Below are 20775 nucleotides of genomic sequence, written 5' to 3' on the forward strand. Positions count from 1 at the left end.
TGATTACATTTGTAAACTCTAATATGAATAAAATTAAATGGGATTAGTCACTGCAAAAGAAGTTTCAAAAGCTATAAAACTTGATAAATACGGGTTTTTAGGGACTTTTGTTGGTTGGTTATTAATGAAAGTTTTAAAGATATCTACTTTAAATAAAATCTATAATCGTAATAAACATTTATCACATTTAGAATTTTTAAACGGAATTTTAGATGAATTTCAAATTAAATTTGAAATACCTGAAGAAGATTTAAAGCGTTTACCTAAAGATGGAGCATACATTACAGTTTCTAATCATCCTTTAGGCGGAATTGATGGTATATTACTTTTAAAATTAATGCTAGAACAACGCGAAGATTTTAAAATAATTGCTAACTTTTTATTACATCGTATAGAACCGATGAAGCCATATATAATGCCTGTTAATCCTTTTGAGGACAGAAAAGATGCAAAATCTAGCATAGCAGGATTTAAAAGTGCAATTTCACACTTACGCGATGGTCATCCATTAGGTATATTTCCTGCAGGAGAAGTGTCTACTTACAGAGACGGTAAATTGGTAGTAGATAGACCATGGGAAGAAACAGCTATGAAGTTAGTACAAAAAGCTAAAGTACCTGTAGTACCAATATACTTTCATGCTAATAATAGTAAGTTGTTTTATAAGCTATCTAAAATTAGCGATATTTTTAGAACCGCAAAATTACCATCAGAGTTGTTGACTCAAAAAAGACGAGTGATAAAGGTTAGAATAGGAAAGCCAATCTCTGTGAATGATCAAGCCGAGCATGAGTCGCTTTCAGATTTTTCTGAATTTATAAGAAGAAAAACCTATATGCTATCCAATGCATTTGAACCAAAAGAAAAAATAATAGATACCATTTCCTCTAGCTTAAAATCTCCAAAATCTATAAAAGCACCTAAACAAATTGTGACACCTGTTAGTCAACAGGCTATGATTGCTGAGGTTGATGCTTTAAGACAGCAGGATTGCAAATTGTTAACTAGTAAAAATTACGAAGTGTTTTTGGCTACTGCCGAAAACATGCCAAACTTGCTGCGTGAAATTGGTCGTTTGAGAGAGATTACTTTTAGAGAAGTAGGAGAAGGGACAAATGAGCCTATAGATTTAGACCAATTTGATAATTATTACCACCATTTATTTTTATGGGATAGTGAAGCTAATGTTTTAGCAGGAGCATACAGGATGGGATTAGGATCTCAGATTTTTGCCAATTATGGGATTAATGGGTTTTATCTGCAAGACTTGTTTGGTTTTGAACCAGAATTGTATAAAATGATGAGTGAGTCCATTGAAATGGGTCGTGCATTTATAATAAAAGAGTATCAGCAAAAACCGATGCCTTTATTTTTATTATGGAAAGGTATTGTACACACTACGTTACGTCATCCTGAGCATAAGTTTTTAATAGGTGGTGTTAGTATCAGTAATCAATTTTCAGAATTTTCTAAATCGTTAATGATTGAGTTTATGAAGTCTCATTACTACGATCCTTATGTAGCCCAATATGTACATCCTAAAAAAGAATTTAAAGTAAAACTTAAAGATGCTGATAAGGACTTTGTATTTGATGCAACAGAAGCTGACTTAAACAAGTTTGATAAAATTATAGACGAGATTGAACCAGGAGCATTAAGGCTTCCTGTACTACTTAAAAAGTACATCAAACAAAATGCACGTTTAGTGGCTTTTAATGTTGATCCACTATTTAATAATGCAGTAGATGGTTTAATGTATATTAAAATTGAGGATTTACCAGAAAGTACAGTAAGACCTGTTATGGAAGAGTTTCAAGCAGAATTAGAGCGTAAAGTTACTGAGCAAAATGAGTAACAGAATAGTAATTTTAATTGCTTTTTTTGTTAGCACATTAACATTTGCGCAGACCTATTCTGGTACTGTACAAGACGCAGATACAAGTCAATTGTTATCTAGTGTTACCGTTTATTTTGATGGTACAACCATTGGTGTAATCACAGATCTTGATGGTAATTTTTCTATCACAACACAAAAAACTATAAACGCGCCATTAGTAATTAGTTATATTGGTTACGAGACGTTAATAATTGATAAAAAAATACTTCAAAATAATCCTATAATAAAGCTTAAACCTCAAGCTACAGATTTGGACGAGATTGTCTTAACTGATGATGACTGGTCAAGAGAAAAAAAAATAGGATATTTTAAACGCGAGTTTTTAGGACAGTCAATCCATAGTGAAGATTGTAAGATCAAAAACCTTGATAACATTAGATTTAGATATAGCAAAGTAGATCAAACTATGTATGCTATGGCAGATCAACCCATAGTTGTAATAAATAAGTATTTAGGTTATAAAGTCGAGTATAACTTAGTTGATTTTGAAATCATGTTCCATACATCAGCAGCAGGATTTGATTATGTTAAAGAAGTATTTTACAGTGGTACTAGTAATTTTACCGAATTAAATACAAAAGTAAAGAAACGTTATCTCAAAAACCGAAGCTTTGTTTACAAGACCTCATTACTATATTTTATGAGAAGTTTAGCAGCAAGTAATCTTAGGGAAAATGGATTTAAGTTATTTAAAAAGGAGGATGAAGCATCTTCCGATCCATTATTTGAAACTATTCAAGATGCGGTTTTTAAAACTGAAAAAACAGAACATAATACTACAAAAGTCTCCTTTTTAGGTACTAATAAAGTAGTGGTTAGTTTTGAAAACTTAGAGCAAGCCTTTTTATTGCCAAACTCAAAAGATCTGACTTTTTATATAGACAGCTTTGGTATACACTTTCCTATTAACAATGTTTTGTTTGGAGGTCTGTTTGGACAAGATAGATTGGTAAATATGCTACCATCGGATTATAATTTACAATAACTATTACTTATTGCAATTAACCTGAGTTTTTACAAAAAAGTCATTGACAACACGTCTACTTTCGTTTAATTGATCTAAATCAATCGTGTAAAATAGGTTTTTTCCTTTTACTTTTTGTTTAAGTAAACCAATTTTTCTAATCTCGCCAAGATGTTGCGAGATAGTTGGTTGTGACAATCCAGTGCTTTCCACAAGCGCATTGCAATTGCAATCTTTGTTTTCGCTTATGTACTGTATCATGGCTATTCTAGCAGGATGACCCAATACTTTAGTAATACTTGCCACTTGATTTTGCGATGTATTAAATAGCTGTTTTTTTGAAAAGCCCATAGTCATTATATGATTAATATTATTATTAAAGTGATATTGCAATATCACAATGATAAATTTAATTAAAAAACCAAAATCAAGCAAGACTTTGGTTTTAAATTTCTAATCTTTTTGTTATTTACCAAATAAACGTTGGAAAAAAGACTTCGTTTTTTTAGTAGTTTCTTCAATAACTTCTTTAGCATCTTCAGCTAAATCCTCTAATTTATCGCCAGCTTCGTCTGCAAGTTTAGAGGCCTTCTCTTTGGCGTCATCTAGCATTTCTTTAGCATCTTCATTTATAAATTCGGTTGCTTTTGCTTTAGCCTTTTGATACGTTTCTTTAGCGTCATCAGATAGCTCGTCAAATTTTTCTCCTGCCTCTTTGGCTATTTTAGATGCTTTGTCTTTAGCATCGTCCATAAACTCTTTAGCATCTTCGTTTATAAACTCGGTAGCTTTAGCTTTTGCTTTTTCAAACGTTTCTTTAGCATCCTCTTTTAGATCTTCAAACTTAGACTCTGCTTTATCAACAACTTCTGATGTCTTTTCTTTAACAGCTTCTAGGGTTTCTTCGGATGTTTCTTTGACGTCTTCAGTTACATTATTTGCAGTGTCTTCTATACTGTTTAAAGTTTTCTCTGCTTCACTTTCAATATTTTTGTGCTCTTCGTTCATGATTTATCGATGTTATTTTTCTGAAAGCTAATATATTACAATAATTTATGATTATTTTAAAAATATTTTATCAATAGGTTCCCAAAGCTCAATTTTATTACCATCATTATCTAAAATCCAACCAAATTTTCCGTAGCTGTATTCTTCAATTTCACCTAGTACAGTTACGCCTTCTTCTTTTAAAGCGGATAGTAATTCTGTTAAGTTCTCTACACGATAATTAAACATAAAGTCTTTTTTAGATGGCTCAAAATGTTGGCTATCTTCTTTAAAAGGACTCCATTGTGTCGAGCAGTCATTACCATCTTTGTCTTTCCACCAGAAGGTTGAGCCATAATCATCCGTATCAAATCCTAAATGTTTTTGGTACCAATCCTTTGTTGCTTTTGGGTCTTTAGTTTTAAAAAATAGACCACCTATTCCTGTAACGCGTTTTTTCATTTTTTTAATTTTAATGCAGATTCATAAATTGTTATCCATTCTTCAACACTCATTTTACCTAATAACTCCTCAATTAAATCGTAAGGGATATCATCCATTTTTTTAAATCTGATACAGCTTTTACCCATGTCTAATTTGTATTTACAGTGTTTTGGGTACTCTGCAACAAACCAATCGTATAATTCCTTTTTTGCATATAAACCTGAATGATATATTGCTATAAAGTTTTTTTGAGATGCTACATTAATAAAAGGTAAAGGCGGAAACGGTTTGCAATGGTAACCAGCTGGATATATAGATTTTGGCACATAATAAGCCAACATACTATAACCCATCCCTGCTTCTAAACCTTTTGGCATGTGTTGTGTTATTAAATTATGCAGTTTAGTTATAGGTGCTTTTCTGTCTTCTGGTAGTTGATTGATGTAGTCTTCTGGTGTTTTTGCGGTTGAGGTCATTAGGTTTAATTTTATTTTTAAAGAATTAGCTAAATTGTGATTTAATTTTATCCACTATTGTTTGTGCTAGTTTTTCTTTACTTTCTATGGTCCATCCAGCTACGTGTGGAGATAAAATAACATTATCTGCTTTTATTAAATATTTGAAGGCTTCTGGCATTTTATTATCGGTAAAAAGGTTTTCGAAGGATGATTTTTCATATTCTAAAACATCTAAACCTGCACCTAATATTTTTCCCGTTTTTAGGGCATTAACTAAATCTGAAGTTACTACACTTTTGCCTCTTGCTGTATTTATTAACCAAAACGGTTTTTTAAAACCGTTTATAAATTTTGCATCAATCATATTAATGGTAGATGGTGTTTCTGGTGTATGTAAACTTAATACGTCTGCTTGGTCTTGTAATTCAGATAAAGGTACTTGTGTAGCGTTAGCATCTGCTACATTTGGTTTAAGGTCATAACATAATACCTTAACGTCAAAGCCTCGTAGTTTTTTTGCAAAGGCTTTCCCCATATTACCGTAACCAATTAAGCCAACGGTTTTACCATCTAGTTCTAATCCACGATTATCTTCACGCAACCATTTGCCTTCTCTAACTTCTTTATCACCTTTATTGAGTTTATTAAATAGACTTAATAGCATGGCTAAACTATGTTCTCCTACAGCATTACGATTACCTTCTGGAGCTGCAATTAAAGCGATGCCTTTACTTTGTGCGTAGTCACAATCTATGTTTTCTAGACCTGCACCAACACGTCCTATAAATTTAAGATTGGTTGCTGCATCTAAAAAAGTTTTGTCAATACTAAATCGGCTTCGTATTATAAAACCGTCATATTGGTTTATTTTTTGTTGGATGTCTATTTTGGAAGAGGTATAATCTTCGTGATTTGTAAAGCCTAAATCGTTAAGCTGATTGATTAGCAATGGATGGTTGGCGTCTAGGTGTAATATTTTCATTTATTAGAGACTGTCTATTGTGTTAAACAATTTTAATAAAAGTAATGTTTTTATGCGTTAGTGGTAGTAGTGGCATCCTTTTTTTTGCTGCCATATATGGCAAAAAAAAGATATAACGGATGACACGACCTTTAGGTAACGCCCAAATTATTTAAAATCCTAAGATTGATTTTGCAATAAGAAAATATAGTAATATACCAAATACATCATTACTGGTTGTAATAAATGGTCCTGTTGCAACAGCTGGATCAATACCTCTTTTATCTAAAAATATTGGAATAAAGGTTCCTATTAATGCTGCCATAATTATAACTGCAACTAATGCTATTGCTATAGTTATTGATATTATGTATGGTGTTTTAAATGCAAAATGTGTTACTGCTATGGCTACTAATGCTAGTGCTAAACCGTTAACTAATCCTAAGATAGACTCTTTAAATAGTCGTTTTATGATGTTGCCATCTATACTGTTGTTGGCTAATCCTTGAACTACAATTGCAGAGGATTGTACACCAACATTACCTGCTGTTGCTTGTATTAATGGGACAAAACTTAGTAGGATTATAAACTCACCCATGGAGCCATTAAATCCTTCGATGATGCTAGCTGCACCAAGTCCGCCAAACATACCAATTAGTAACCATGGTAATCGTGCTTTGGTTAATTTAAGGATGCTATCATCTGCTTCTACATCTTGTGATATACCAGCTGCCATTTGATAATCTTTGTCTGCTTCTTCACGAATAACATCAACGATATCATCAATGGTAATACGTCCTAAAAGTGTTTTGTTTTGGTCCACAACAGGAATCGCTTCTAGGTCATACTTTTGCATGATTTTTGCGACTTCCTCTACATCTTCTTCAACGTACACATAGTCCACATTGCTGTTGGCTAATTCTGCTATTTTTTGATCACTTTTTGCTGTTAATAAGTCTTTTAGTGATAGTCGACCTAACAGTTTTTCTTGTTTGTCTACAACGTAAATAGAGTGTACGCGACTAACGTGTTGCGCTTGTCCACGTATGCGACGTAAACAGCCTGCTACTGTCCAAGTTTCATAAACCTTGACAAGCTCTTTAGCCATTAAACCACCAGCAGTATCCTCGTCGTAGGCTAATAATTCTTGTATTTCGGCTTTGTGCTCTTGGTCTTCTATTTGCGATATTACTTCTGCTTGACGCTCTTCTGGAAGCTCTGCAATGATATCTGCAGCATCATCTGTATCAAGTTCTTCAATTTCTTCAGCAATTTCTTTAGCCGACAGATTTTTTAAAACTTTTTCACGATTGTCCTCATCTAACTCCATTAGGACATCAGATGTGGTTTCAGAATCTAGAAGCTTGATAACATACATAGCCTCTTCTAGATTTACTTCATCTAAGATTTCGGCAATATCTGCATAGTGAAACTCTTCTAAAAGCGTTTTAAGTGCTTTATCGTTTTTTTGTTCGATAAGTAACTCTACTTGCTCAATAAGTGCGTCTGTAAGCTGAAATTGTATGTTTTGATTGTCTTCCACCAAATAATTATTTGTCGTTTTCGATTAGGCTAGTTAACTCTAAAAATTGTGCAACGCTTAGTTGCTCTGGACGTTTGTCAAAGATAGGGTTTGCTTTTAAATTATCTGACAATTCCATTGTTTTTAAACTGTTACGAATGGTTTTGCGTCGTTGCTGAAAAGCTTGTTTTACTACTCTGAAAAATAATTTTTCGTCACACGGTAAACTATAATCTGCTTTACGTGTTAAACGTAATACTCCAGAATCTACTCTTGGAGGTGGATTAAATACGGTTGGAGGTACTGTAAATAAGTACTCGGCATCATAAAACGCTTGTGTAAGCACAGATAATATACCGTAAACTTTACTACCTTCTTTGGAGCAAATACGTTGTGCTACTTCTTTTTGAAACATGCCAGAAAATTCTGGAATTTGATCACGAAGCTCTAATGTTTTAAATACAATTTGAGTTGAAATATTATAAGGGAAGTTACCAATTATTGCAAAAGGTTGGTCCTTAAAAGTTTGGCTTAAGTCGTATTTTAAAAAATCTTTTTCAATGATTCTTGGCGCTAAGTTTAGATAGTTGTTTTGTAGATATTCTACACTTTCTGTATCTATTTCTATAACGTATGTTGTAATAGGTTTTTGTAGTAAGTATTTGGTTAAAACACCCATTCCTGGTCCAATCTCTAAGACGTTTTTGTAACCATTTAAAGTTAATGCGTCTGCAATGTCTTTAGCAATACCTTCATCTTCTAAAAAGTGTTGACCAAGAAATTTTTTAGCTTTAACTTGATGGTTGTTATGTTTTTGATGTGCCATAAAATAGGTTGTTTTTCAGCTTAAGCTGAATTATTTAAACGATACCGAATACTCGTCCACAATTTGAAGCTCTGTTCTAAAAGCTAACATTTTGTCGGCAAATTTTTTAAGACCTTCATTTCTAAGGTTGTCAGCGTCTTCTTTATAATAGGCATCCAAAGCTTCTCTGGAATACGATTTATATTGAATGGAGTAGGTTTGTCCTCCCATTTCTTCATCTACTAAAACCTTTGTAAGTGTTGCTTTTTCAAACTTACCAGTTGCTAACACAGTTGGTATGTGTTGTTTTATCCAGATTAACCACTCGTCATGAGCACTATCATCTATATTTACTGTGACGTTATATATGTACATGGTCTATAAGTTTTTTGCAAATAACATAAGTTCTGAGTCGTCCTCAAAGGGTTTTACCATTTTTATGAAGTTAAAACCTAATTTTTCTATTAATTTAATGGATGCAACGTTATTATCTTTAGTTATTGCTCCAATTTTTTTTAGATCAAAGCTGTTTTTTGCTAATTCTAATATCGCTAAAGACGATTCTAATCCATAGCCTTTACCTTCATATTCTGGTAACATTGCAAAGCCAATGTCAGGTAATTCTAAATTTGCTCGTTTTGTTAAACCGTTTGTGCCAATTGGTTTGTTGTTTTCTGCTTTTAAATGCAATTTGTAAAACCCATAACCATGCGTTTTGTAGTCATTTAAATGACCCTTTTTAATGCGTGCTTTGGCTTGGTCAATAGTGTTTACTTTACGGTCACCAATAAATAATTTAAATTTTGGAGTGTTAACTAAATCTATAAAAAATTGAGCATCATCCAATGTAAACTTAGTAATTATAAGTCGTTCTGTTTCTGCTACTACCATAATGTTAGTTTAAGGTGTCACCACGAAGCGTTCTAAATTTTTTACGAGCATCGACTGCGTATATGCTATCCGAATGATTGAATAATAATTGTTCGTATAATTTTTTAGCTTCTTCTGGTTGATTTAAGTGATTTATTAATAGTTCTGCTAAATTGTATAGTGCGTTATCTAATAAAATACTGTCTTTAAAGTCTGTTATAATACGTTGGTAATTTGACTTTGCGTTTTCAAATTCATTTTTAATTTCGAATAATGCTGCTTGTTTTAGTAAGGCTTGAGGTACAATAACTTCTGTTTTATGATCCGTTAAAACGCTATTTAGGATACTAATGGCTTGGTCATTTTTATTTTGAAACGCTAATAAATCTGCTTTAGCATATTTAGTTAAAGCTACTTGTAGTGAGTCTTCTGCTCTGTTATCGCTAATTAGTAATTTTAAATCTAATGCATCATTAGCGGTTAATTGAGAGGTTGAGGATTTTAATATTTTTAGCTGTGATTCTGCCCATTTAAAATCGCCTTTATAATAACTAGCTTTTGCAATCTTAAATCTTGCTTCTTGTGCTATGGTACTGTTTTTTAGGTTGCGTTCTATTTGGGTGTAGTATATTAAGGCTTCGTTAAATTTTTCTTTTAATATTAATATGTCACCTAATTCTAATTTAACTGGAGCTAAATCATATTCTGAAATTTTAAATTTTAATGCGTTTTTTAATATTGAAATGGCTTGATCTTGCTGGTTAAAATTAAAGGCTAAAAAGTGCGCGTAGTTAATTTGTAAATTTAAGGTTTGTGGTGTTTTACCATAGGTTTCAAAAAGCGTTTCATAGTCTTTCTGGATGTTGGGATAGTCGTTAGCAGTGGCTATTTTAGTTTTAATTAATAGCACTTTTAAGTTGCCAACAAGTTTGGTGTCAATGTCCTGAGTATTTTGAATTATAAAATTAAATACAGCTATGGCATCGTCGTATTGTTTTTGGTTTTCTGCAATTAGACCCAATTCAACCAGACGATCTAAGCTTTGCATTTGTCTTTTGTAAATTGCTTTTTCTTGTGCAAAAGCTTTATTGTAATCTTTTTGCTGAATGAATAACCAACTAAGCATCTCATTCCAGATTAAATCTTGTGATTGTTGAATTTTTTTTAAAAGTATTTTTTTTAAAAATATATTATTTTGATTGGAGGCATCATCCGAAATAAACTCGCTAATACTTCTTTTAATGGTGTTTAAATAACTGTAGCTAGTTTCTACTAAATCTATATAGCTTTCAAACATTTTTTCTACTTCACCTTGTGCACCATAAATACGTGCTAATTGCATATTAAACTCTAACCTAGGATTAAGTTGCATAGCCTTTTTATATGTAGCTATGGCTTGGTTTAAAAGTGATAGATTTTCAAAAGTCCTACCAACGCGATAGGCATTATTTGTGTTTTCGTCTAAGGATTTAATTGCTTGATCATAATATTTATTAGCATTTATACTGTCGTTTTGTAGGTTGTAGTTGTAACCTAGTTCTACTAATAATTCTGGATATTTATTGGTATCAAGTACTTCTAGTAGTCTTGCTTCTGCATCTTTATATAGCTCTAATTGTTGCTCTACTTTTACTAATTGTAATAAGTAGTTGGTGTTATTTGTGTTTTTGTTGTATAATTTTTTATAGCTGGTTAAGGCTTTTTCAAACTCACCATTTGTAAAATATTCGCGTGCTACTAAGTCTTCCTGTGCATTTAATGTCACAGAAATTATCAAGAGTATTATTAAAATGTAGCGTTTAATTATCATTGTTGTAAATATAAAAATACGAAAGCTAGTAAATGTAAATAATAAGCAAAAAAAATGCCCGAACTAAGTTCAGGCATTTAGCCAATCTAATAAATGTGCTATTAATCATATATATATTCAATATAAGATTCAATTACTTGATTGGGGTTTATCTATGTAATTTTACTTTTTATTGTTTTACTAGTGCTATTGTCTCTTTGTCCTTGCTTTGGTCGTTAGTTTTGTTTAAAACTTTCACCATAACAGCTAAAAGAAGCATGAAAAGCAGCAATCTTGCAACGTTTTTCATAATTAGTAGGTTGTATAGGGTGTATCAAAGAAAACTTATTTTTTGTTAACCACAAAACAAATCGTACTAAAACCGACAAAACAACGTGTTTTTTAACGTTTAATCGATTAAATTAATTTAAAAAATAAGAAAAAACCTACAAAACTAATTAATATATTCAAAACCTGTATAAGGGACTAATACGTCTGGAATCTTAATTCCGTCTGCTGTTTGGTAGTTTTCTAATATTCCTGCTAAAACTCTAGGTAGTGCTAAAGAGCTTCCGTTTAATGTATGTGCTAACTCATTTTTACCTTCGCTATTTTTAAAACGAAGTTTTAAGCGGTTGGCTTGAAACGTTTCAAAATTAGAAACGCTAGATATTTCTAACCAACGGTCTTGTGCTGTAGAAAAGACTTCGAAGTCATAAGTTAATGCAGAAGTAAACCCTGTGTCACCACCACATAATCTTAGGATTCTGAATGGTAAATTAAGTTCGTTTAATATTGCTTTAACGTGGTCAACCATACCGTCTAATGCTTTGTAAGAATTATCAGGATGCTCTACACGTAAAATTTCAACCTTATCAAATTGATGTAAACGGTTTAATCCACGCACGTGTGCACCATAACTTCCTGCTTCAACTCTAAAACATGGTGTGTAAGTTGTTAGGCACTTTGGTAAATCTTTTTCGTCTAATAAATCGTTTCTGTAAATATTTGTCGCTGGAACTTCTCCTGTAGGAATTAAGTATAGGCTTGGGCTAACATTGGTAGCATGATACATTTGTCCATCTTTATCTGGTAACTGTCCTGTTGCTAAAGCTGAAGCTTCGTTTACAAGATGTGGTACTTGTACTTCCTCATAGCCAGCTGCTGTATTTTTATCTAAAAAATAGGCGATTAATGCACGTTGTAATTTTGCGCCTTTACCTTTGTATACTGGAAAACCTGCTCCAGCTATTTTTGTACCTAATTCAAAATCTATGATGTCATATTTTTTTGCTAGTTCCCAATGTGGTAAAGCACCATCATGTAATTTAGGGATTTCACCTTCGGCGTAAACTTCTTCGTTATCCTCTTCGCTATTACCTTTTGGTACAGTAGCGTGTGGAATGTTTGGAATTTTGTATAATAGTTGATTTAAAGCTTCGGCTGTAGTAGTAAGCTTGTCGTTTAACTCTTTAGATTCGTCTTTAAAATCTGCTGTTTTAGCTTTTAAAGCATTTGCTTTTTCGGCTTGACCGGATTTATATAAAATACCAATTTCTTTAGAGATAGCATTGGATTCTGCTAAAACTGCATCTAATTTAGTTTGTAAAGCACGACGCTCTTCATCTAAATTTATTACCTCTTCAATCAATGTAGAAGCATCTATGTTTCTAACTGCTAATCTATTGATAACTAAATCTTTGTTTTCTCTAATAAATGGTACTTGTAACATATGTTTTGTTTTGGGTGTTACTTCATGCTTTGGCACACTATAATTGTTGTGCTAGGTGACAATTTGTAACTTCAAATTATATGTTGTAAAAGTAGTAAGATTTTGGTTGCTTTAAAATAAATTATTTATCTAATTGCGAAGGCAATACCCAATCACTGTGCTTAAAGGGTTGCCACTTGACACTAGCTAAATCTGTTTTAGTATTAATTAGCGTTTTATGAGGTCTTCCATTAACGCTTACTTTTGCACTTACGTACACAGCAATATCTTGACCTTTTGACTTGTAGTCCTTTTTTAAATGCTGTGCAAATTGCCATATTACGTCAGGTCTTGTAGTGACCAAGCGTTGTTGTTTTTTGGTTAAATAATCGTTTAAATTTATTAAGGTTTCTTGATTGGTATTTTTATCGACTACTTTATAGGTTGCGTATCCAGATTTTGATCTAAGCATCATTCGCCAAGATAATCTATGACCTTCTTCTGTCCATAAAACATTATCGTTTATAAAATGATGACGTAAAGGTAGAATGATTTGAATTATAAAATATAGGGTTGTAGCTCCTATTAAGATTGGTTTGTAATTAGGGATAATCACTTGGTTATCCTTGTATAAGGGCTTGTTTTTAAGAAATATTTTTTTAACTAATTCTGGAGCAAAAAAGAATAAGCTAAATGCCAATGCTAAATAAGGGAAAATGCCTACTTGAAATACAATAGAGTTAAATAAATGGAATATTATAGAGCTGTAAAAGGCTAGTTTTCTGGTTGGTTTAAAAAGCAATAAAGGAATTATTAATCCATCATATAAAATACCTCCATAAGCTACAAAAATAGGTAAGTATTGATTTTGTAATAGTTGTCCAATAATTGGATAGTTAATTTTGTTTTCTAACAGCTGTCTAGGTACGCTTAGGTCTAACCAATCAGGATACATTTTGGCAATGGATGCGTAAGTATACAATATTAATAATTGTACTACAAAAATCCATTTACACCAGCTAGGCATACTTATTTTTTTTATTTCAGGATTGAGTTTGGCGTCAATTGATGCGTATTTATTAGCAGGCAAAAACACCATAATTCCGCTTAGTAAGCATAATAGATAGTAGTGGTTGTTGTACGATGATTTTTGCATTAAATATGTAGTTGTCCACATAACAGTAAATGCAATCATGCTTAATCTGTATTTGTAACCAACCATTATTAGCAATCCAAAACAACCCATTATAAAGTAATATACATACATCCAATTACCAGGTAGTGGCTGTAAAAAATCAAAACCAATAAAGTTGAACGTAAATTTTGGTTCTATTAACGTATTTTTAATCCATCCTGTAAAAATGGCTCCTACGGATTCTAGAAAACACAACAGACCAAAAATAATTCTGAAAACTATTAAGGCACTATTGTCAATATGTTTAAATAGAAATTTATTTATCATACGTCTTTAAAAATTCTGATGCATTATGGTTGTCAATCTCTAATTGTTTTTTTAGTAAGTCAAGGCTTTCAAACTTTTGCTCTTCTCTTAGCCTATGTAGTAGCTCAATTGATAAGGTTTTGTTATATAAAGATTTATTTAAGTTGAAAAAATGAATCTCGATACTTTGGGTAGTACCACTTACTGTTGGATTTGTGCCAATATTCATCATTCCAAATTCAAGTACATTATCTATTATGGCTTGAACGACGTAAACGCCTTGTTTAGGAATAAGTTTATAGGTTTCTTCAATTTTAAGATTTGCAGTAGGATAGCTTATTGTTTTACCAATGCCTTTGCCTTTAATAATTGTTCCTGTCAGCATAAAATTATAGCCTAAGTACGTGTTAGCTGTTTTGATGTCTCCTTCGTTTAATGCAGCTCTAATTTTTGTAGAACTTATGGCAACATCATCTATATCTTGCATAGAAATCTCTTCTACATCAAAATTAAATTGCTCTCCAAATAGTCTTAGGTCATTGATGTTAGCATTTCTGTTACGACCAAAATGATGATCATAACCTATAATGACGTGTTTTGCTTTTAATTGATCGACTAAAATGTCCTCTACAAATGACTCAGCGGTTAATCTAGAAAAGTCTTTGGTGAATTTTTTTACAACCAAATTGGTAATTCCAAAACGTTTTAATAATAACTCTTTTTCACTTATTGTATTAATTAGCTTAATGTTAGCGTCTTTTTGAAGTACCATCCTTGGATGCGGGAAAAATGTTAATAAAGAAGGTTGAAGTCCTTTATTATTTGCAACCTCAACTAACTGTTTGATTATTTTTTGATGTCCAATATGAACGCCATCAAATGTACCAATAGTTAATACAGTGTTTTGTGTTTGATTTGTTTTCAACTTTCTAATATTATACTACAAAAGTAAAAAAGCCAATTGGATTAAATCCAATTGGCTTTTAAGATTATTGTATTTATCTTTTTATTTCTTGATAAAAGGGAATGTTACAGCATTTCCAGCTTTAGATATTTTAATAAAATACATTCCATTACTAAATGGAGTAGTGTCTATAGTAAGATCTTGAGCGTTGTTAATGTTGTTTTCAGTGATTAACTGACCAAGCATGTTGTATACTTTGTAAGCATTTGGTAAATCATTGTCATTAGCTGCTTTTATAGTTAATACACCAACAGATGGGTTAGGGTATATAGATAAAGTACTAGCTAATTCAAAATTATTAACCGATAAGAATGCTAATTGTGATCCAAAGTAATAAGTATCTGCGATACCTGTAGTAAATGATGCAGATAATATTAAGTCAGTACCAAACGCACTAATTGTAACAGGTACAACTTCGTTAGTACCTTCTTTTTTAACTTGTAATGCACTTCTGTTATTTCCAGTAGCAGTTTCCCAAGCAGCTATTTCAGCTTCAGTAAAGTAGAAGTTAATTGAAGATGCGTCACTAGAACTAGCATTTGTGGTTGTGATATCAAAAGTTTTAGCAGTTACAAAACCAGCAGCATCAGTTGCTCCAGCGTAAGATACAGCTGCAGCTCCAGCAGTTGTTGCATCTCTAGATACAGCTACTGTAGTACAACCATGAGCAAATCCTCCTGTGTTATCAATATCTAACATGATATTTCCAGTTGAAACATCTGTCGAGTAAGCTTGACCAGCAGCAGTTAAGTTAATTTGGTCAGGTGTTGTAGTGTTAACATCTGTTTGTACTAACGTGTTAACGTTTGATGTTACAGCAACATTATCTATAGCTAAAAAGTCTTGATCTGTACAATCCCAATGTCTAAAAGCAATATAAACATTTGATTGACCAGCAAATGCCGAAATATCAAACGTATGAGATATAATTGCTCCTGTATTTCCAGCATCACCTAATATTTCTGTCATTGAAGTCGCAGAATTTACTAAGGTTGCAATATTGTTTGTGTTACCTACATGGATGCTATATTTTTCTTCGTCCCAACTTGCTGCAGCCACTTGAGTAGTCCAGCTCATTGTAACTGTTCCAGAAGCAGCAGATAAATCTATTGCTGGAGTTACAGCCCAATTATCAGGAGTTAATGGAACTTGTATCCATGAACGTGACATTAAACTAGGACTTAAAACAACGCCTACTGTAAATTGATCTCCAAATGAATTACTATCACCATCGGCATCTGTGGTTGTCCAGTCAGAAATATCTTCATCTTCAAAGTCATCACTAAAATATGTAACATTTGCAGTGTTTGAAACAACAGCGTCATCATTTAATATGGTAACATTGTAAGGTACTGTTGATACCGTAGCATCACCTGTAGTTGTTAAATTTAAGGTTAATTCAATAGTTTCATCAGCTTCAACAAAGCTATCATTAAACACTCTTAAAGTAACAGCATTACTAGGTGTAGTTGATCCAGCAGGAAATGTAACAGAGTTATTCATTAACATAAAATCTTCATTTTCTGTAGCTGTTCCACTGTTTGATAATGTTACTGTAGAAGCAGCAGTACCACCTAAAGAGATTGTGAAATCAATTGTATAATCTTGGAAATTACAATCACTACCTTCAGCTATTTGTCCAGGAGAAGGTGTTCCAGAAGACGTGTTGATAAATGGAATTGTTGAAGAGTTACATGCATTAGAGCTAGCTAATTCCATTCTACGAGGCGAATTGGCCATTACAATTAACATTCTGTCTTTTTGATTTTGAGTAAAGTTATTCATACAGATATCGTTTGAATAATCCATATAATTGGTAGTTAAATCAGCAACACCATCACAGGTTGTCGTTGCTGGACAGTTACCACCACTAGATGTTTGTTGCGTTGGTGTATCAGCACAAAAATCATTTCCACAGTTAGCATCACCCCAAATATGTCTTAAACCTAGGTAGTGACCTACTTCATGAGTCATTGTTCTACCTCTATCATAAGGTGCGTTTAATAAAAAACTACCATCATTGCTACCAATATCTCCAAAAGTACTATATGCAGCTACAACACCATCCGAGTTAGCACCACCATTATTAGCGTTTAAACCTTGTAATCCTGAAGCATTAGGAAATTGTGCATAACCTAAAAGCGTCTGATCAGTAAATTGAACAGACCACATGTTCATGTATTGTGTAGGATCCCAAATTGTAGCAGGTTTAAGTACTGTATCTGTACTACCTCCTGGTCCAGACCATGTTGTACCTAAAGCAGTAGAGTCAAAACGATTAATACCATTAGTTGGATTACCATTTTCATCTTGTTGAGCAAGACAAAATTCTATCTCAACATCAACTCCAGTTCCATCACCAGGTGTACCTGTTAATTTTCTAAAATCTTCATTCATTGCATCAATTTGAGAAATTACTTGTGCGTCAGTAATATTTGGTGCTACACCAATTGCTTGTCCTGAGTGAACAACGTGTACTACTACAGGAATTGAAATAACAACCATACTTCTGCTATCTGGATTTGCAAGGCGTTGTTGTTTAGCTTCTTCAATTTTGGTAGCCATCCAATCTTCAAATTGACCATCTGTAGCTCTTTCAGGAAATTGTTGAGCTAAGTAAGCTTCATATTCTGTGCTTGAACATTTTACATAACCTGTGTCCTCTAGACTACGAGCATTTTCAGGGGTTACGTTTTTTTGACCGTTATTTCTCTTTTCCTCTTGAGCTGTTAAGCTTAAAGTGAATAGTATAGAAAAAAGATAAAGTGTAATTTTTTTCATCAAAGGGTTTTTTAGTTTAATCCGATAAATTTATGGAAAAATTGCTAATTAGGGTGTTAAATTTTAAAAGGAATATTATTTTTTTACGCATTTTATTAAGAATTCTCATTATTTTAGTCTAATAATTCAACTAAAACCAGCTGTCATGAAAACAAGATTACTCAATTTATTTAAAATACTTATGATGCTTTCATTTGTATTTTCCTATGGTCAACAAGACTATTGGATTAAATCTACCGAAGCTAAAACTTCTAATTTAGAAAAAGTTAGACGTGCTTCTTTTCCAGATGATTATCAAGTATTTTCCTTAAACGTTGAAAAATTTAGATTAGCAATTAAAGACGCTCCTTTAAGAGGTGAAAATATAGGTAAGTCTAATGTTATAGCTTACTTTCCTGATGCTACTGGTAAGTTAGAACGCTTTAGTGTTTCTGAATCTCCAATTATGGAGTCAGAATTAGCAGCGAAAAATCCGATGATTAAAACGTATAAAGCTGTCGGTGTTGATGATCCAACAGCTACAATGCGGTTTAGTTTAACTCAATTTGGATTACATACAATGTCATTGTCAGGAAAAAGAGGGTCATTATTTATCGATCCTTACACTGTTACTAATGACTTTTATATTGTGTATCAAAGAAGTGCTTTAGGTCAAGATTTACAAGGTTTTGAGTGTTTGACAGATGAAAACATAGAGCTTAGATCACTTACTAATGAAACAGCAAGAGCTTTGGCTGATACCGACGATATGCAACTTAGAACCTATCGATTAGCTCAAACCTGTAATGGTGAGTATGGAGCATTATTTGCTGGAACAGGAACAGATGCACAAAAGAAGCAAAATATTCAGGCTCAAATGGCAATTACTATTAATAGAGTAAATGAAGTTTATGAAAGAGATTTGGCTATAACACTAGTGTTTATTAATCAAAATGACCAATTGATTTATTATAACGCAGCGACAGATCCTTGGACAGGAGAGTTTAATACAAAAACACAACAAGTGATTTCTACAACATTAAATGATGAAAGCTTGTATGATATAGGCCATAATTTTAATACCTCTGGAGGAGGTAGTGCAGGTTGTTTAGGTTGTGTGTGTCTTGATGGTGCACCACCTTATACTGGAAATCAAAAGGGTAGAGGTTATACGGGACGACCAAATCCTACAGGAGACGCATTTGATATTGACTATGTTGCGCATGAAATGGGTCATCAATTTGATGGATGGCATAGTATGAATACTTGCAGTCGTTCAGGAAATGGTATGACAGAAGTAGAGCCAGCTTCTGGTAGTTCTATTATGGGTTATGCTGGTATTTGTGCTACTAACGTACAATCTAATAGTGATGCTCATTTTAACTATGTAAATATTAGAGATATCTCTGCTAATATCCAACCAGGAGGAACTAGTGATTGTGGTGTGACTATGGCGCTAACTAATCAACCTCCAGTTGCAGATGCAGGTTCTGATTATTCAATTCCACCAAGTACAGCTTTTGTTTTAAGAGGGTCAGCAACAGATCCTGATGGATTAGCAAGTTTAACGTATAATTGGAGTCCTAACGATCCGTCTCAGGCACCAACAAACGGAGCGCCACAACCAAATTGGACTACAGGTCCAATGTATAGATCTATATTGCCAACAGATTCTCCAGATAGATATATGCCAAGTTATAGTGATGTGGTTGCTGGTAATTTAACACCAACTTGGGAAGTGACTCCTGCTGTTGCAAGAACCATGAATTTTTCCTTTATAGTAAGGGATAATGCTAGTGGTTTTGCTAATGGTATTGGACAAACTGATGCAGATTTAATGGTGGTTGACGTTGTAGGTACGCAGCCATTTACTGTTGTTACTCCACCAGCTTGGGGTTCAGGAAGTGATCAAACTTTAATATGGAATGTTGGAGATACTGATGGAACGGTTATTAATTGCCAATCGGTAAATATTAAATTTTCGACAGATGGAGGTTTAACTTACCCAATAACTTTAGCATCTGGTACAGCTAATGATGGGACAGAAGTTGTGACTATACCTGCAATTGCAGATACGGATAATGCTAGAGTAATGGTTGAGGCTGCGGATAATATATTTTATGCTATGTCTAGCGTGTTTTCAATAAGTAATACGCCTTCTTTTGTGCTTAATAATGCTACAGGAGCTCAAGTTGCTTGTAGTATAGATGCGGTGGATTATACTGTAGATATGATTACTGTTAATGGTTTTTCAGAGACAACTAACTTCACGTCTTCAATCAGTCCAGCATTACCAAGTGCAAATGTGATATTTACACCTTCAAGTTTAAATACTGATGGAACAACTCTGGTAAGCGTATCTGGTTTACTAAGCGCTGCAGCTGGTGACTATACAATTACTATTACAGGTACGTCTGCTACACAAACTAAAGCAGTGGATTTACCTTTAACAATTATTGACGGTATCTGTGCATCTGTTGCTAATACAAGTTATCAAACTAGTACGACTTTAGTTCAATTTGCAGATATAAACAATACTTCTGGTAAACCTTCAGGTTATAGTGATTATACAGGGTCTACTATTGCAACTCAAACAACGGATGTTAATAGAGGCTCTACTTATCCATTAGTAACACACCAAAATACAGATGGTAACTATACTTGTGTAACTAATGTTTGGATTGATTGGAATCAAAATTGTTTATTTGAAGCAAATGAAACTTATGACTTAGGCTCTGCTATTAATGTAACAAATGGGCCTTCAGGAAATTCTGGACTAATGGTTACCGTTCCTTCTGATGCACTTATTGGAGCGACAACTATGCGTGTAACTACAAAGTATGCATCTGCTTCAAACTCTTGCGAAAATGGTCATGATGCTGAGGTGGAAGATTACCGTATTAATGTAATGGCATCTTTATCTGTTACAGAATTTACTGATTTTAGTAGTTTTAATGTGTATCCAAATCCTAATAATGGAGAGTTTGTTATCCAAATGAATAATAATAATTTGTCTAGTGATGTTAATGTTGTTGTTTATGATGTTAGAGGACGACGTGTTTTTAATGAGTCTTTTCAAAATTCTACTGAATTTAATCAAACTATAAAATTAAATAATGTAGAATCCGGATTGTATTTATTAAGTATTACAGACGGAAAGTCTACTGCAACTAAAAAGTTAATTGTAAAGTAATTTACTGCT

17 protein-coding genes are annotated in these 20775 nt (G+C 32.9%); 3 read left to right on the top strand and 14 right to left on the bottom strand.

Features of this window, described 5'->3' with window-relative positions:
* The first annotated feature begins 37 nt into the window (after positions 1 to 37).
* Together B2989_RS02010 and B2989_RS02015 are read left to right on the top strand one after the other, a co-directional pair.
* The gene (locus tag B2989_RS02010) at positions 38 to 1855 is read left to right on the top strand and encodes a lysophospholipid acyltransferase family protein (protein WP_292943405.1); all 1818 of its coding nucleotides are present in this window, start codon (positions 38 to 40) and stop codon (positions 1853 to 1855) included.
* Entirely contained in the window at positions 1848 to 2882 is a 1035-nt protein-coding gene (locus B2989_RS02015; RefSeq protein WP_292943408.1) for a carboxypeptidase-like regulatory domain-containing protein, read from the top strand. Before B2989_RS02010 ends, B2989_RS02015 begins: the two co-directional genes overlap by 8 nt.
* A gap of 3 nt (positions 2883 to 2885) precedes the next feature.
* Here B2989_RS02015 and B2989_RS02020 read toward each other — a convergent pair whose 3' ends face one another.
* The 14 genes from B2989_RS02020 to B2989_RS02085 all read right to left on the bottom strand — a co-directional run bounded on the left by B2989_RS02020 (position 2886) and on the right by B2989_RS02085 (position 17594).
* The gene (locus tag B2989_RS02020) at positions 2886 to 3212 is read right to left on the bottom strand and encodes an ArsR/SmtB family transcription factor (RefSeq protein WP_145005786.1); all 327 of its coding nucleotides are present in this window, start codon (positions 3210 to 3212) and stop codon (positions 2886 to 2888) included.
* A gap of 114 nt (positions 3213 to 3326) precedes the next feature.
* A complete protein-coding gene (locus B2989_RS02025) occupies positions 3327 to 3869 on the bottom strand; it encodes a hypothetical protein (protein ID WP_292943415.1) in 543 nt (180 codons plus the stop codon).
* Between the two features lie 51 nt (positions 3870 to 3920).
* The gene (locus B2989_RS02030; protein ID WP_292943418.1) at positions 3921 to 4310 is read right to left on the bottom strand and encodes a VOC family protein; all 390 of its coding nucleotides are present in this window, start codon (positions 4308 to 4310) and stop codon (positions 3921 to 3923) included.
* Positions 4307 to 4768 (bottom strand): DUF1801 domain-containing protein, encoded by a 462-nt coding sequence (locus tag B2989_RS02035; RefSeq protein ID WP_292943421.1) that lies wholly within the window; start codon positions 4766 to 4768, stop codon positions 4307 to 4309. The genes B2989_RS02030 and B2989_RS02035 overlap by 4 nt, the downstream gene beginning before the upstream one ends.
* Positions 4769 to 4793: 25 nt before the next feature.
* On the bottom strand, positions 4794 to 5732 hold the full coding sequence (locus tag B2989_RS02040) for a 2-hydroxyacid dehydrogenase (RefSeq protein ID WP_292943423.1): 939 nt from the start codon (positions 5730 to 5732) through the stop codon (positions 4794 to 4796).
* Between the two features lie 151 nt (positions 5733 to 5883).
* Entirely contained in the window at positions 5884 to 7257 is a 1374-nt protein-coding gene (gene mgtE / locus B2989_RS02045) for a magnesium transporter (protein ID WP_292943426.1), read from the bottom strand.
* 4 nt (positions 7258 to 7261) lie between these two features.
* Positions 7262 to 8059, bottom strand: a complete 798-nt coding sequence (rsmA, locus tag B2989_RS02050) for a 16S rRNA (adenine(1518)-N(6)/adenine(1519)-N(6))-dimethyltransferase RsmA (protein WP_028284171.1) — start codon at positions 8057 to 8059, stop codon at positions 7262 to 7264.
* 30 nt (positions 8060 to 8089) lie between these two features.
* Positions 8090 to 8413 (bottom strand): DUF4286 family protein, encoded by a 324-nt coding sequence (locus B2989_RS02055; RefSeq protein WP_145005798.1) that lies wholly within the window; start codon positions 8411 to 8413, stop codon positions 8090 to 8092.
* Positions 8414 to 8416: 3 nt separating this feature from the next.
* On the bottom strand, positions 8417 to 8929 hold the full coding sequence (locus tag B2989_RS02060) for a GNAT family N-acetyltransferase (RefSeq protein WP_292943433.1): 513 nt from the start codon (positions 8927 to 8929) through the stop codon (positions 8417 to 8419).
* A gap of 4 nt (positions 8930 to 8933) precedes the next feature.
* Positions 8934 to 10718 (bottom strand): tetratricopeptide repeat protein, encoded by a 1785-nt coding sequence (locus B2989_RS02065; RefSeq protein ID WP_292943436.1) that lies wholly within the window; start codon positions 10716 to 10718, stop codon positions 8934 to 8936.
* 433 nt (positions 10719 to 11151) lie between these two features.
* Positions 11152 to 12429 carry a serine--tRNA ligase gene (gene serS / locus B2989_RS02070; RefSeq protein ID WP_292943439.1) on the bottom strand — a complete coding sequence of 426 codons (1278 nt, stop codon included), beginning with the start codon at positions 12427 to 12429 and terminating at the stop codon, positions 11152 to 11154.
* A gap of 121 nt (positions 12430 to 12550) precedes the next feature.
* A complete protein-coding gene (locus tag B2989_RS02075; RefSeq protein WP_292943442.1) occupies positions 12551 to 13870 on the bottom strand; it encodes an HTTM domain-containing protein in 1320 nt (439 codons plus the stop codon).
* A complete protein-coding gene (locus tag B2989_RS02080; protein WP_292943445.1) occupies positions 13860 to 14774 on the bottom strand; it encodes a bifunctional riboflavin kinase/FAD synthetase in 915 nt (304 codons plus the stop codon). Before B2989_RS02080 ends, B2989_RS02075 begins: the two co-directional genes overlap by 11 nt.
* 81 nt (positions 14775 to 14855) lie before the next feature.
* A complete protein-coding gene (locus B2989_RS02085) occupies positions 14856 to 17594 on the bottom strand; it encodes a M43 family zinc metalloprotease (RefSeq protein ID WP_292943448.1) in 2739 nt (912 codons plus the stop codon).
* 145 nt (positions 17595 to 17739) lie between these two features.
* Here B2989_RS02085 and B2989_RS02090 point away from each other — a divergent pair, with 145 nt between their 5' ends.
* Entirely contained in the window at positions 17740 to 20766 is a 3027-nt protein-coding gene (locus B2989_RS02090) for a reprolysin-like metallopeptidase (RefSeq protein WP_292943450.1), read from the top strand.
* The last annotated feature ends 9 nt before the right edge of the window (positions 20767 to 20775 follow it).

It is taken from the genome of Olleya sp. UBA1516 (genome assembly GCF_002323495.1).
GTDB lineage: Bacteria > Bacteroidota > Bacteroidia > Flavobacteriales > Flavobacteriaceae > Olleya.